Source organism: Tunicatimonas pelagia (genome assembly GCF_030506325.1).
Classification (GTDB): Bacteria; Bacteroidota; Bacteroidia; order Cytophagales; family Cyclobacteriaceae; genus Tunicatimonas; species Tunicatimonas pelagia.
Map to the genome: position 1 here is coordinate 6,490,798 of NZ_CP120683.1, position 13,446 is coordinate 6,504,243.

The window sequence follows — 13,446 nt, forward strand, 5'->3', positions numbered from 1 at the left end:
CTAATTGGCCGATGCAACCGCAAAAACCTAAAGTAGTGGTACACATTTTCAGGATGGGCTCAGTACATTTGATATATTTGTTGATAGTACCGTTTGTTGCCAATTATCATGAAAGTATTTTTTTTCGTCTTCATTCTGTGGGGAAGCTATACTTCAGTGCTTGCCCAGGTTTTACGAGATATTGATCCACTAATAACCGATCGGCCGGGGCTGGGCACTGATGCTCCGGCTGTGCTTGATCCTGGGCATGTACAGATTGAGTTAGGCTTTCTGTACCAAGATGATCCCATTTCTGATCAGCAGCTTCTGCTCTATCCGAACGCATTGGTTCGGATCGGCGTAACGGAGCGATTTGAATTGCGGGCCAGTGCTGATCTATTTCAGGAAGGTATTGGTGCTTCTACGTTTGTTTCGCCAATTGTATTGGGTACAAAAATTGGGATAACCGAAAGCCAAGGCATCATCCCTCAGTCAGCATTAATTGTTAATGTTACACTACCCCGAGAGGGACCGTTTGAAGTGTGGAACCCAATTGCTACCCCGGAAATGCGATTGCTAATGACACACTCACTCACTCAGCAGTTGTCGTTAACTACGAATTTCAGTATTGCTTGGGAGGCTGATCCAGTCGCTATTCGATACCCAAATCACGCTTACGCCGCTTCTTTAGATATAAGTATCAGTGATTATGTGGCTGCTTTTGGCGAATTCTACGGTTTTTGGTCGCAGTTAGATCATTCTCAATTGTTTAACCTGGGTAGCACGGTGCTGCTACTACCCGACCTGCAATTAGATTTATCGGGCGGATTTGGAATTAGCGAAAATGCACCGGACTACTTTGTTAGCAGTGGAATTTCGGTTCGTTTTTAAACGTCTCTGGCGAGGTGTCGGGAGCAATTAGCAAGGTGCAATGAACAGTTAACAATCAATAAGGGGAAATGAAGACCGGAGACCGGAGTTTAAAACCGATCGTTGATGGAACCAACCAGTTAATGAATAATGACTGATGATTAATGATTAATTGGCGTGGGACACTGTGCAGTAGACAATGAGCAATGGGTAAAGCAAAGCTAAACCCATACATCAAACTACGCTAACACCATAACACTTTAACACCTGAACACTTCAACTTTCTAACCCGCACGACAGCTGCCTGTAACTCAATGCCCATCGACGATGGACTATCGACCGTGGACTAATAACCAACCAGCCATAGAACTATCGTACCATTGTGTAGTTAGCTCCTGATGGCGACTACCGGATTTAGGCGAGAAGCCGTGATAGCGGGAATGAGCCCGGAGATAATACCAATGGTGCTGGATACCGTCAATCCGATTAAAATATTGGGTATGGTGAGTTGAAGTTCCAGCGAGCCGATAGAAACAAACGTAGTCAAATAGACCAGGAACATGCCTACAACTCCTCCGATCAAGCTGAGGAAGGTAGCCTCAAACAAAAACTGTAGCAGAATAAAATAATTCTTAGCCCCCAGCGATTTCTGAATTCCAATAATATTGGTACGCTCTTTTACTGATACAAACATAATATTGGCAATGCCAAAGCCACCCACTAAAATGGAAAAGCTGCCAATGATACCTCCGGCAAGGCTAATTACGTTAAAAATATTATTAACCACCTCAGCAAAGGCCTCGGGGCGATTAATGGCAAAATTATCTTCTTGGCGAGGTCGTAGTCCGCGCCGACCACGCATCAGGCCAATCACTTCAAATTCTAGTTCTTTTAGTCCTTCATCCCGCTCGTACCCTTTTAAACCCAAGGTAGAGCCAACGCCCCAGCGGCTTCGGCTAGCGTAAAGCTTTAAAAAACTTTGGTAAGGAATGTAGCTGGTGTAATCGGCACTGGGGGCATCGATAATATTCTCACCTTGCTCGGTCAGTACTCCGACCACCACAAACTTTAAACCCTTAATTTCTACCACTTTGCCCAGAGGGCTGCTCATCGGAAATAGTGATTTTGCTACTTCTGAGCCGATGATGACCACATTTTGAGCAAACTCAGTTTCCCGAACTGAAAAATATCGCCCCTGATTAATATCAACTTCAAACACCTGATTATACTGATAAGAAGCACCCACCAAGTAAACTCCCCCGATATTACTATTTTTGTGCTCCAGCGTAAGGTTTTCCCGATCAGCAAAAATACACATAGCCGAGGCCTGACTGACGTTGGCCTGCAAAAACTCAAACTCATTGAGGGTAGGTTGGGGGCGATTAATATATTTCCACCAAGGATAACTGTCTTCAAACAACCAAGGCCATTTTTCTACCCGAATTACTTGGTCGCCCAAAAAATCCAGACTATCGCGAATGTTACGTTCCAGCGAGTCGATAAGGGTGAACACTGCAATAATGGCAAATATACCGATGGTTACTCCCAACAGAGAAAGTATAGTGCGAAGCGGATTGGAACGAAGGGCATCCCAAGCCGAGAGCAGGCTTTCGTAAATTAAGCGGGGAACCAGCAGACGGGAAGCTTTCATGGCGTGATATTACAAAAGTATAATCTCAAAAAAATGGAACTCAATACTTTTTACCAAACGTTCCATTCCCATTAAAGACAAATATCTATCTTTGCACCCGGTTAAAAAAATCATCCACGTATTACTGTAACTACCGTAACTGTCCATGAAGCTATCGGAATTCAAGTACAAATTTGACGAAAAAGATCGCGAAAAACTCATCGCCCTCCATCCATCTGAAAACCGCGATGAGTCCCGCTTAATGGTAATTCACCGTGATACGGGTGAAATTGAGCATAAAGTCTTCAAAGATATTGTTGATTATTTTGATGAAGGCGATGTCTTTGTAGTAAACAATACGAAAGTATTTCCTGCCCGGTTGTACGGCAATAAAGAAAAAACCGGAGCAAAAATAGAAGTGTTCTTGCTACGCGAGCTCAACCCTGATATGAACTTATGGGATGTGTTGGTTGACCCGGCTCGTAAAATTAGGGTGGGCAACAAACTTTATTTTGGAGAAGGCGAACTAGTAGCTGAGGTAATTGATAATACTACTTCCCGAGGGCGCACCATCCGCTTTTTGTACGAAGGTGAGCGCGATGCCTTCTACGAAATGATTAACACCCTGGGGGAAACGCCACTACCCGACCATTTTAAAGAACGACGAAAGGTTGAAGATCAGGATCGGGAGCGTTTTCAAACGATTTATGCTGAACACGTTGGCGCAGTGGCGGCACCTACTGCTGGCTTACATTTTACTAAGCAACTACTTAAGCGGCTGGAAATTAAGGGAATTGATGTTGACCCCATTACCCTGCACATTGGTTTGGGAACCTTCCGCGATGTAGAGGTGGAAGATCTGACCAAACATAAAATGGATTCAGAGAACTACCGTATTACAGAATCTACGGCTCAATCAGTTAATCGGGCTTTAGACGAAAAGAAGCGGGTGTGTTCCATTGGTACTACCTCTATGCGCGCGTTAGAATCTTCGGTATCGGCTAGCGGACGGTTAAAGGCCAATGAAGGGTGGACTGATAAGTTTATCTTTCCTCCCTACGAGTATAAAATTTGCAATGCATTAGTCACCAACTTCCATTTGCCTCAATCTACGTTACTCATGATGGCAGCGGCCTTTGGCGGGTACGACCTGGTAATGAAGGCCTACGAAATTGCGGTGAAGGAAAAATACCGCTTCTTTACCTACGGTGATGCGATGCTAATTGTCTAATGCCTACTGCGGTAAATCGGGCAGCGGTGATTGTAGCCGGAGGGCAAGGCTCTCGGATGCAGTCTGATATTCCTAAGCAGTTTCTGTTGCTGGCCGGAAAACCGTTGCTCATTCATACGCTAGAAGCATTTTATCAGTATAATACCTCTCTACCCATCTGGTTGGTATTACCCGAAGCAGAACATACCCGCTGGGAAAATTTATGCCGAGAATATCAATGTACCGTACCGCATCAGGTGGTGGTTGGCGGAGCTTGTCGCCCTCAGTCGGTTAAAAATGGTATTTCCCAAATTCAGTTTGAAGAGGGGGTAGTTGCTATTCACGATGGGGTACGCCCGTTGGTTTCTCATCGAGTCATTCAAGAGTCATTCGGAGTAGCTGAAAAAAACGGTTCGGCTATTGCCAGTGTGCCATTGAAAGACTCGCTTCGCAAGATGAGAGGGGAAGAATCGGTAGCGCAGAACCGGGCAGCGTTTCGACTGATGCAGACCCCGCAGGCATTTCGCCTTTCCTGGCTATTAGAAGCTTATGAGAAATTAGATGTTATTGATGACTTCAGCGATGAAGCTAGCATGGTGGAAGCGGCTGGCCGGCGAGTAACGCTTTTTGACGGAGATTATCGGAACATAAAAGTAACCACACCAGAAGATATGTTGGTAGTGGAAGCCTTTCACAGGAGTAAGGCTTCCGAGTAAAGGCATTAGCTGTTGTTAGTATTCATCTTCGTTAAAAAAGAAATCTTCTTTGGTGGGATAATCAGGCCAGATTTCTTCAATATTCTCGTAGGGCTGACCATCATCTTCTAACTCTTGCAAATTCTCAACCACTTCTAGCGGGGCACCAGAGCGAATCGAGAAATCGATCAACTCGTCTTTAGTAGCCGGCCAGGGCGCATCTTCCAAATAAGACGCAAGTTCTAATGTCCAATACATACTTACCAAATTTTCTGTTTGACGTTGAATTCAGGAATGGCGAATAATAAAATGTTACAGTTAATTCAAAAGAAAGTTGTCAATTTTCTTACCAAAGAGAGCCTCGCAATGGTAATAAACTTCTAATTCAATTACGTGGGAAAGATATTCCTCAAAAAAAAAGTTTCATTATGCCTTACAATTTCTTATAAGTACTTATCTAAATTGCTCTGTAACTCATCTAAAAGCTCTTTTTTCACTTGTAGTTTTCTCATCTGCGAACGAAGGCGCCCTGCAGCCCGACGATCATCTTCTGAAAAGTTGCGGGTATCTTGGCTATTGAGCAAGTGCTGGTTCTCAGCCTTTGACCGGGCTAGTTCTTCTTCATCGCGCGAGATAAGATTACTGAGCAGCGGAATTTTTTGCTGTAGCTGTTCGGCAGTATTAAGGTACAAGTAATCAGGGTTACGGTTCGCTACGAGTCGCTCAAGAAAGTTTATCTCCAGAGCCTTTTCGCAAGCATAATTAAATGTTTCGGTAAGCTCTATTGAGCGTTCACGAGAAATTCGCCCCGACTGTTTCCAATCCATTCGTAGCTGTTTCACTTTCTCAAACATGTTGTCTTCCTCTTTTCCGATAAGGTCCTGTGCCTTTGAGATTAGCTCCTTCTTGCGCGACATAGCTTCTTCCGGGCTCATGTAGCTCGACTGCCCGCCGTACCGACTATTTCCGTAGCGGTCGCCACCCCGACGGTCACTGGAATACCGATCGCCGGAGTGCCGGTCACCGGGATGCCGGTCACCTCCGCGATAATCCCGGTTACCGTAATCCCCTCGGGGTGGTCGAGAGTATCCTCCCGATCGATCGTACCCACCCCGATTTTGGTCGTACCCGCCTTGTCGGCCGTAGCCACCGTCCCCTCGGTCGTAACCACCGCGCGATTGATAGCCACCGTAGCTATCACTACGGAAAATTTTGTTAGTCAGCGATTTATGATTTCTAAAAAGCTTGGAGTACTGAAAGCTAGGAATCTTTCCCACTTCTCGCCAAGCGGCTTGTAGCTCTTTAGCTCGCTCCCGGGCCTCTTGCTTGTCTGGGGCGCGCAATAGCTGGTACAAATCGTTGTTGATTTCTCGGTAGCGCCTCATCCGATCGTACATCATCTGCTTACGCTCCTCAAAAAACTTCTTACGTCGCTGGAAGAAATTATCCAAAATCTCATTGAACCTTCCTTCAATCTCTTCCTGGTACTCTTCATCTACTGCTCCGGTCTTAATCCATTTGCCTTTTACTTCTTTTAGTTGGTCGGTGGCCTCTTGCCAATCGGAGCTAAATTCAAAGGGCTCAGCTTCCGCAATTAAGGCTCGTTTAATTTCTAAGTTCTTTATCCGGTTTTGGGCAATAATCTCCCGCAGCTTTTCTTCAATGACATCGAGCCGTTCGTACAATTGCGTGTATTCACCTAGTGCATCAAATTTTGCTAGGCTCTCTCGCATGTGAATCAGCTTCATAAGGTACGATCCCTTGTTTTCTGATTCCTCTACCGACTGTTCTAGCTGAGCGACTTTGTTCTCGGCCATCGTAAAACGATCTTCGAAGTATTTGATGGTAGAAGCCTCGCTCTCGCGTACTTCGCCAATTTCGCGTGCAGGGTATTCAAGAAATGCGTTTCGGTAAATCTTACCGTCTTGAATGAATCCGAATGGTGTGGTTGCCTGATCCAATGTTATTAGGGTTTAAAGTTGATAATGCCGGATTTAAATAAACCGGAATTCGGTAAATAGTTATTGAAATATGTGGTTTTACTCTACTATTGTTCGCAATGATTACGATTTTTCAGAAATTACGCAAAAATATCATTTAATTACCGATTATCTGAAAATAGCTAAGAGCTATTATTATCTAAACGAAGAAATTTCAGATTGTTAAATTATGAGTGACGAAAAGATTATTTTTTCTATGGCCGGGGTTACTAAAACGTATCCCCCACAAAAACAAGTCCTAAAAAACATTTACCTTTCTTTTTTCTACGGAGCTAAGATCGGAGTGTTGGGTTTAAATGGCGCAGGTAAATCATCATTGCTGCGAATTATTGCCGGGATAGATCAAGAATACCAAGGCGAAGTAGTATTCTCTCCGGGCTATTCGGTAGGAATGCTAGAGCAGGAACCCGTGTTTGATCCGGAAAAAACAGTGAAGCAAGTAGTAGAAGAGGGCGTAGCCGAGACGGTTAATCTACTAAAAGAGTTTGAAGCAATCAATGAGAAGTTTGCCGATCCTGCCGTGCTCGAAGACCCTGACGCCATGCAAAAGCTAATTGACCAGCAGGCCGTGGTACAAGAAAAGCTCGACCATGTAAATGCCTGGGAGCTGGATAATAAACTAAATCAGGCAATGGATGCGCTCCGTACTCCCCCCGAAGATGCGGTCGTTAAAAATCTGTCAGGAGGTGAAAAACGCCGGGTTGCGCTGTGTCGATTACTACTTCAGCAGCCGGATGTGCTGTTACTGGATGAGCCTACCAACCACCTAGATGCTGAATCAGTGCATTGGTTGGAGCAGCACCTGCGCCAATACAGCGGTACCGTGATTGCCGTGACCCACGACCGTTATTTTCTGGATAATGTCGCAGGTTGGATTTTAGAGTTAGATCGGGGAGAAGGTATTCCCTGGAAAGGAAATTATTCCTCGTGGCTGGAACAGAAGCAAAAACGATTGGCTGAAGAAGAAAAGTCAGCTTCTAAGCGACAGAAAACACTGGAGCGTGAATTGGAATGGATACGAATGACCCCCAAGGGACGGCACGCCAAAGCGAAGGCACGATTAAATGCTTATGATAAACTACTGAGTGAAGAAGGGCAGGAAAAAGAACAACGGCTAGAGCTATACATACCATCGGGGCCTCGTTTAGGAAATAAAGTGATTGAAGCGGAAGGCTTAGCCAAAGCGTACGGAGAAAAAGTGCTGTTTGAGAATCTGACTTTCTCCTTGCCTCCGGCCGGCATTGTGGGGGTGATCGGCCCCAATGGTGCCGGAAAAACGAGCTTGTTCAAACTAATCACCCAACAGGCCGAACCTGACCAAGGCGAGCTTGAAGTAGGTTCATCGGTAAAACTGGCCTACGTTGATCAAGAACACGACCAGCTAGAACCAAATAAAACCGTTTGGCAGGTGATTTCAGATGGAAATGAATTGATTGAGCTAGGAGGACGACAGATGAACTCTCGAGCGTACGTAAGCCGATTCAACTTTAGTGGCAGCGATCAGGAAAAGAAAGTCGGAAACCTTTCGGGAGGGGCGCGCAACCGGGTACACTTAGCTATGATGCTAAAAGAAGGAGCAAATGTACTGCTATTGGATGAACCAACGAATGATTTAGATGTGAATACCCTGCGGGCTTTAGAAGAAGCACTCGATAATTTTGCCGGATGTGCGGTTATTATCACGCACGACCGCTGGTTTCTAGATCGAATTGCCACGCACATTCTGGCCTTTGAAGGAGAATCGCAGGTATATTGGTTTGAGGGTAACTACTCTGATTACGAAGAAAACCGTCGGGAGCGTTTAGGAGATGCCCAACCTCAGCGCATCCGCTACAAAAACATTATTGGATAGAAAGATGACCGGAGACCGGCCGCTGTGGGACAGCCCCTGTGGAACAGAGACCAGAATTTAAAATTGATCATTGATGGAACCAACCAGCTAATGAATAATGAATAATGAGTAATGATTAACTCCCAACACCTGAACACTTCAAGCTTCTTAACCTGTGGACGATGGACTATCGACCGTGGACTAATAGCCAACTAGCCATTTAACAATTGAGCGCATGTAAGTTTTAGCTTCTTTTTTGTTTAGCTGAGAGAATAAATTTGGTCAAATTTACTTTGATAAAACAGTTGATAATGAAGAAGGTATTTATACTCTGGCTTTCGGGAATACTGGTGTTTGCGGCCACAGTTTTGTGGGCGGAGAAAATAGATTACTCCAAAATAGATCAGCACGCTCGCCAGGCTCCCGAGAAAATTCATACTGACTTAGATAAGTTAGTGAAGTACTTGAGCAAACCAGCAGCCAATGATTACGAAAGAGTACGATCATTTTATAGCTGGATAGCCGAAAATATTGCTTACGATGTACAATTGTTTAGAAGTTATCGTCCATCGCGCTATCAGCCACTAGCGCCTGCCGATGTTTTGAAGCGGCGTAAAGCGGTATGCCAAGGGTACGCTGAGCTTTTTCAGGAGATGTGCCGAAAAGTAGGTATCAAGAGCTACGTAGTAGGCGGATATAGTAAAGGGTTTGGCTATACTCCCAAAGCAAAATTTACCGTAGCCGACCATGCCTGGAACGTGGTACAGATAGCAGACAAGTGGTATTTGATTGATGTTACCTGGGGAAGTGGAGGACTCAATGATAGAATGAAGTTTGTTAAGCAATTTAACGAGCAGTATTTTCTGACTGATCCGAAAGTGTTTGTACTTAACCATTTGCCGCTGGCTCCCATGTGGCAGTTACTAGATTGCCCGGTTCCGGTTATGGTATACGCTCAGAGTGAAGAACAGATTAGGGCATACCTGAACGAACGTGGTAGTGAATGTCAGGACTATAGCCGTCAAATTGCTGATTTTGAGAGTAAAACGGAGCGTGATCAGGAGTTCTATGCGGCACAAATGGCTTATGATTTTAATCCAGATAACCCGGTGGTGCTGGCACGAGCTTACTTGAATGAAGCTAATCGGCTAATGAGTGATATTCCTCGGAAGCTTAGCTCTCGTGAGTCTATTCTGCAAGCTACCGAAACGCAAGAATCTGCCTTAGACTACCTGAAAAAAGCTGAAAAACTAGTAAAAACTGTAAAAGGTGATAGTGCCAATCAAGAAAAACAGCTAATAGCCAGTAATATCAAAACCAGTGAACAAAATCTTAAAGGGCTAAGAAATGCTATCAAATAGCTGTAAGGTCTAAACACTAATCAGAATAATGATTGCTTAGTGAGAAAAGATCATGCTAAGCTTGGGGATTGAATCAGTCGTAGAGGCGGTAGTAAGAAAAACAGCTACCGTATTAAATATCTCAGTTTTTCCATGATGATCTACTTGACTCAGACGATAGTAAGAAATTCCTTTTAAGGGCTGGGTGTCAGTATAAGAATATTCTGTAGGCTTTTGACTATTTCCCACACCCGGAATCGTAGCAATTTCTTCAAAGCGTACTCCATCCGCACTACGTTCAACATGAAAAAGATCGTTATTTAGTTCTGCGGCACTCTCCCAGTTCACAATCACGTTTGCTCCACGAGCCTGAGCGTAAAAGTAGCTCAGTACCGTTGCTAACTTAAAGACACCGGCAGTTGCAAAAGCATATAATTCAGCGTTGTTAATTTCTAGAGTATCTTTGCTCAAAATAGTAGCATTGCTAACATCTTTAGTGCCGTTGAATGTTGCTCGTTTCTCCCGATGAGTGGTACCAAATACATACAATCCTTTATCATTTATAAAGTCAGTACCGCCACTGGCATCGATGTTTCGTTTTACTACCAACTGACCCTTGTTATGGCCCGTAGTTCTTCCAGTAGCCGCATAATTTCCATCAATTATCAAAATCCCGCTATCGCCAACCGTTACCGAACCTCTTCCAGATAAAGTTAGATCTCCAGTGATCCACAGCGTATCGTGAATGATAAGGTGAGTTTTGCCCCTTACGGTTAAATTACCTACTCGGTTAATGTAGCCGTAGATTTCAACATATTTGTAGTTCAGGTCGGCTCCCGGGGTATCATCCATCTCGTCTTCAGATGCAGTCCATGAGGTATCATCATTCCAGCTTCCTTGTCCTGATGAGACGTAACCTTGGTTCTTACTGGCTTTTGCCAAAGATGAGGTAGAGGTGCCCACATTTAAGTATAAAAATACTACAGCACCGGCAATTACTGCCAAGGCAATACCAGTGGTGGCGTACACGAGCGTTTGTTTTCTCTTCAGCTTAACGGAAGGCTGATGCTTTAAACTACGTTTTCTTTTCATATTATGAATACAGATTAAAGTACGAGGTATACCTCCACTACATCATATAACCGAGGGTGAGTATACCAAATCTTCGGTATCAATTTGTTCGCCATCGCTCATTAGTGCGGCTCTTTCTACGAAAGAACGCAGTTCGCGAATATTTCCCGGCCAATCGTGGTTTAGCAGAGATTCTAAAGCCGCTCGGGTAAAGTGTTTGGGTTGAAGCTTGTTTCTTTGGCAGGTCTCAGCAAGAAAATGCTTAGCTAAGAGCAATGAATCATTTTCTCTATCACGCAGTGGCGGAAGGTGAATTAAGAAACCTTGCAAACGGTAATAAAGGTCTTCCCGGAATAACCCTTCTTTTACCCGCTCGGCCAAGTCCTTGTTTGTGGCCGCTAATACTCGTACATCCAGAGAAATCTCTTTATTGCTACCCACTCTAGAAACTTTCTTTTCCTGGAGCACCCGCAGTAATTTAGTTTGCAGACTAGCATCCATTTCACCAATCTCGTCTAGTAAAATAGTGCCTCCGTTAGCTTCTTCAAACTTACCAATTCGCCGACTATTGGCTCCGGTAAATGCCCCTTTTTCGTGACCAAATAACTCACTCTCAATAAGGTCTTCAGGAATTGCGGCAGCATTTACGGCCACAAAAGGTTTCTTTTTGCGGGGGGAATTATAGTGCATGGCACGAGCCACTACCTCTTTTCCAGTACCACTTTCACCTGTAATTAAGGCCAGTATATCGCTTTTTTCAGCTTTTTGTATAAGTTTTAATACTTTTAAGATAGCACTACTTTCACCAATAATTGTATCATAGCGGTGGCGGTCAATAATTTGCTCACGAAGGTTTTCAACTTCTTTGTGCAGCTCAATATGGCTCGTCAAGTTTTTGATACAAAGTGCTAACTCGGTCAAGGCGGTTTCATCCTTGATTACGTAGTACTTCGCCCCATTTTTGTAAGCCTCTACAGTCACTCGGACTTCTTCCTGTCCAGAGACCACTACCACAGAAATATGCTCGTTATAATTTCTGATTTGCTGAATAGTTTCCAGCCCTGACATACCGGGTAAATTATAGTCTACCGTAATAATATCGGGGTTTAGGTGGATGTTTTGGAAAAGCTCTTCACCACTTTGGAAACAGCTAACATCGTAGTTACCTTCTCTTTCCAAAAAAAGCTTTAATGCTTTGCTAAATACTGCATCATCTTCAACGCAGAAAATCTTAATCATTTGTCCCATTCAATAATTTATTAGCGGCACTTTTTTGCTTGAATAACCCGACTATTAGCAAGTTAAAGTACAGGTGTAAATCTGAGACTAAAGGTATAGTATTAGCTGGGGAATAAATGTTTGTTTATAGTTGGGAAAAGGTAGTGTAAGGTTTGGCAGGTATCCGATCAATATTCTTCAGAGGAAAATGAGCTATATCAATGTTGATGCTAAGGAAGAAGCTAGCGTTTACTGGGCTAATAAATATTAATGGGGTATTACATTTGATGAGGAAGAACAGTGGTTTAATGTACCGAAAGGGCTTTTCATGGACTAAAAGACCCAGTAGGTAACATCAAAATCATTGCTCAAATTTAAATGTTGATATGCAAAGGATAGATAATATCTAATTAGACTTGACAAAGTATAGGTTGAATTTTAGTAGATATAACCCCGTATTTCGTTAGCTTCTGGTAAAAGTAGATAGGCAATATCGGGTACCTTTAACTGTAGTATTATGATATTGCTGGTTAGGTAGGTTAATGTGAGGAGAAAAAAAGCAAGAGTAAAAATACTCTTGCTTACTCAAACTGAATAAATCAGTAAACTACATTTATACTTGATCGGCCTCATGTTTAAACTCCCGAATCTGGCTCAATGATCCTCGGATCAAGCCCAGTTGCTGATTTACTATTTCTTCAATATAGTTTGGCAATCGTCCGTCTAGTACCTCAGTATATTTCTGAATGGCGTGCTCTTCGCCTCGTTCACATTCGGTCAAAATGGCTTCATCATCATTACTACCAAACGATTTCTTAAAATCAATCCAAGTGCGATGTACTTTACTAGCAAGTGAATCTTGCACATCGGCTGAGTCGCGGTAATCTTTATGTAAGACTTCTTCTAACTCACCGCGGAATAGCGCACGTTGTTGCGATAAGCGATACAAAATTGTTTTAAGCTCTTCTGAATTAATATTTTCAGATGCTTCTTTGTATCCTTTCTCACCTTCTTGATTAATCTGGATAAGTTCGTGTAGTGAATCTATTATTTTTCGGTTACTCATAAAAAATTATATTTAAAAATGAAAAAATCTGGAAATACTGAAAAGTAAAAATTAAATTTCGCTGATAATTTTCTGCACTTCATCTTTAGTTTTGCCCAGCTTTTTCTGGATTTTTCCCACCAATTCATCTTCCTTACCGTCTCGGTAGGCAAGATCATCATCAGTAAGCGATCCGTATTCCTGCTTTAGTTTGCCTTTTTTCTCGTTCCAGTTGCCTTTTATCTTATAGTCATTCATAATACTAAATTTTATTTGTGACTAAGTAGGTGAAAGAACTGATCCAAACTTGAAAAAAAATAATAACATAATGATATTCAGTGTGTTGCATAAAATTCGTTTCGTGACTTTAATACTGACTGTAGAAGCTTATCCTCAAAATAGTATGCAGAATCCACAATCTTAAAGCAGTTCTGTAGTATTATTTTAAAACAATAATTATGACTATTATATAAATCAGTTATAATATTTTGATACATAGTGGAAAAATTAGTATCTTTAAAAAACAAAAAAAACTTACATTAGTACTGTTTAATAAT

General features: G+C 42.9%; 12 protein-coding genes. 5 read left to right on the forward strand and 7 right to left on the reverse strand.

The window, feature by feature from the left end:
* Positions 1 to 108 precede the first annotated feature (108 nt).
* Positions 109 to 870, forward strand: coding sequence for a transporter (locus tag P0M28_RS27740; protein WP_302206757.1), 762 nt, complete (start codon positions 109 to 111; stop codon positions 868 to 870).
* 367 nt (positions 871 to 1,237) lie between these two features.
* Here P0M28_RS27740 and P0M28_RS27745 read toward each other — a convergent pair whose 3' ends face one another.
* A complete protein-coding gene (locus tag P0M28_RS27745) occupies positions 1,238 to 2,500 on the reverse strand; it encodes an ABC transporter permease (protein ID WP_302206758.1) in 1,263 nt (420 codons plus the stop codon).
* 145 nt (positions 2,501 to 2,645) lie between these two features.
* On the opposite strand from P0M28_RS27745, the gene queA reads away from it, so the two are divergent.
* Both queA and P0M28_RS27755 read left to right on the forward strand, forming a co-directional pair.
* A complete protein-coding gene (gene queA, locus P0M28_RS27750; RefSeq protein WP_302206759.1) occupies positions 2,646 to 3,710 on the forward strand; it encodes a tRNA preQ1(34) S-adenosylmethionine ribosyltransferase-isomerase QueA in 1,065 nt (354 codons plus the stop codon).
* The gene (locus P0M28_RS27755) at positions 3,710 to 4,405 is read left to right on the forward strand and encodes a 2-C-methyl-D-erythritol 4-phosphate cytidylyltransferase (protein ID WP_302206760.1); all 696 of its coding nucleotides are present in this window, start codon (positions 3,710 to 3,712) and stop codon (positions 4,403 to 4,405) included. Before queA ends, P0M28_RS27755 begins: the two co-directional genes overlap by 1 nt.
* Before the next feature lie 15 nt (positions 4,406 to 4,420).
* Here the strand turns inward: P0M28_RS27755 and P0M28_RS27760 are convergent, their stop codons facing one another.
* Positions 4,421 to 4,642, reverse strand: coding sequence for a DUF2795 domain-containing protein (locus tag P0M28_RS27760; protein ID WP_090257868.1), 222 nt, complete (start codon positions 4,640 to 4,642; stop codon positions 4,421 to 4,423).
* Between the two features lie 185 nt (positions 4,643 to 4,827).
* Positions 4,828 to 6,345, reverse strand: a complete 1,518-nt coding sequence (locus tag P0M28_RS27765; protein WP_302206761.1) for a DUF349 domain-containing protein — start codon at positions 6,343 to 6,345, stop codon at positions 4,828 to 4,830.
* A 208-nt stretch (positions 6,346 to 6,553) separates the two neighbouring features.
* On the opposite strand from P0M28_RS27765, the gene ettA reads away from it, so the two are divergent.
* Together ettA and P0M28_RS27775 are read left to right on the forward strand one after the other, a co-directional pair.
* A complete protein-coding gene (gene ettA, locus P0M28_RS27770) occupies positions 6,554 to 8,236 on the forward strand; it encodes an energy-dependent translational throttle protein EttA (protein WP_302206762.1) in 1,683 nt (560 codons plus the stop codon).
* Positions 8,237 to 8,526: 290 nt separating this feature from the next.
* Entirely contained in the window at positions 8,527 to 9,576 is a 1,050-nt protein-coding gene (locus tag P0M28_RS27775; RefSeq protein ID WP_302206763.1) for a transglutaminase domain-containing protein, read from the forward strand.
* 36 nt (positions 9,577 to 9,612) lie between these two features.
* Here P0M28_RS27775 and P0M28_RS27780 read toward each other — a convergent pair whose 3' ends face one another.
* The 4 genes from P0M28_RS27780 to P0M28_RS27795 all read right to left on the reverse strand — a co-directional run bounded on the left by P0M28_RS27780 (position 9,613) and on the right by P0M28_RS27795 (position 13,147).
* Positions 9,613 to 10,647, reverse strand: a complete 1,035-nt coding sequence (locus P0M28_RS27780; RefSeq protein WP_302206764.1) for a hypothetical protein — start codon at positions 10,645 to 10,647, stop codon at positions 9,613 to 9,615.
* Positions 10,648 to 10,689: 42 nt separating this feature from the next.
* Positions 10,690 to 11,865: a sigma-54-dependent transcriptional regulator gene (locus P0M28_RS27785; protein WP_302206765.1), complete on the reverse strand. Its 1,176-nt coding sequence runs from the start codon at positions 11,863 to 11,865 to the stop codon at positions 10,690 to 10,692.
* A gap of 592 nt (positions 11,866 to 12,457) precedes the next feature.
* Positions 12,458 to 12,910, reverse strand: coding sequence for a ferritin-like domain-containing protein (locus P0M28_RS27790; protein ID WP_302206766.1), 453 nt, complete (start codon positions 12,908 to 12,910; stop codon positions 12,458 to 12,460).
* Positions 12,911 to 12,961: 51 nt separating this feature from the next.
* Positions 12,962 to 13,147 (reverse strand): CsbD family protein, encoded by a 186-nt coding sequence (locus P0M28_RS27795; protein ID WP_302206767.1) that lies wholly within the window; start codon positions 13,145 to 13,147, stop codon positions 12,962 to 12,964.
* Between the last annotated feature and the right edge of the window lie 299 nt (positions 13,148 to 13,446).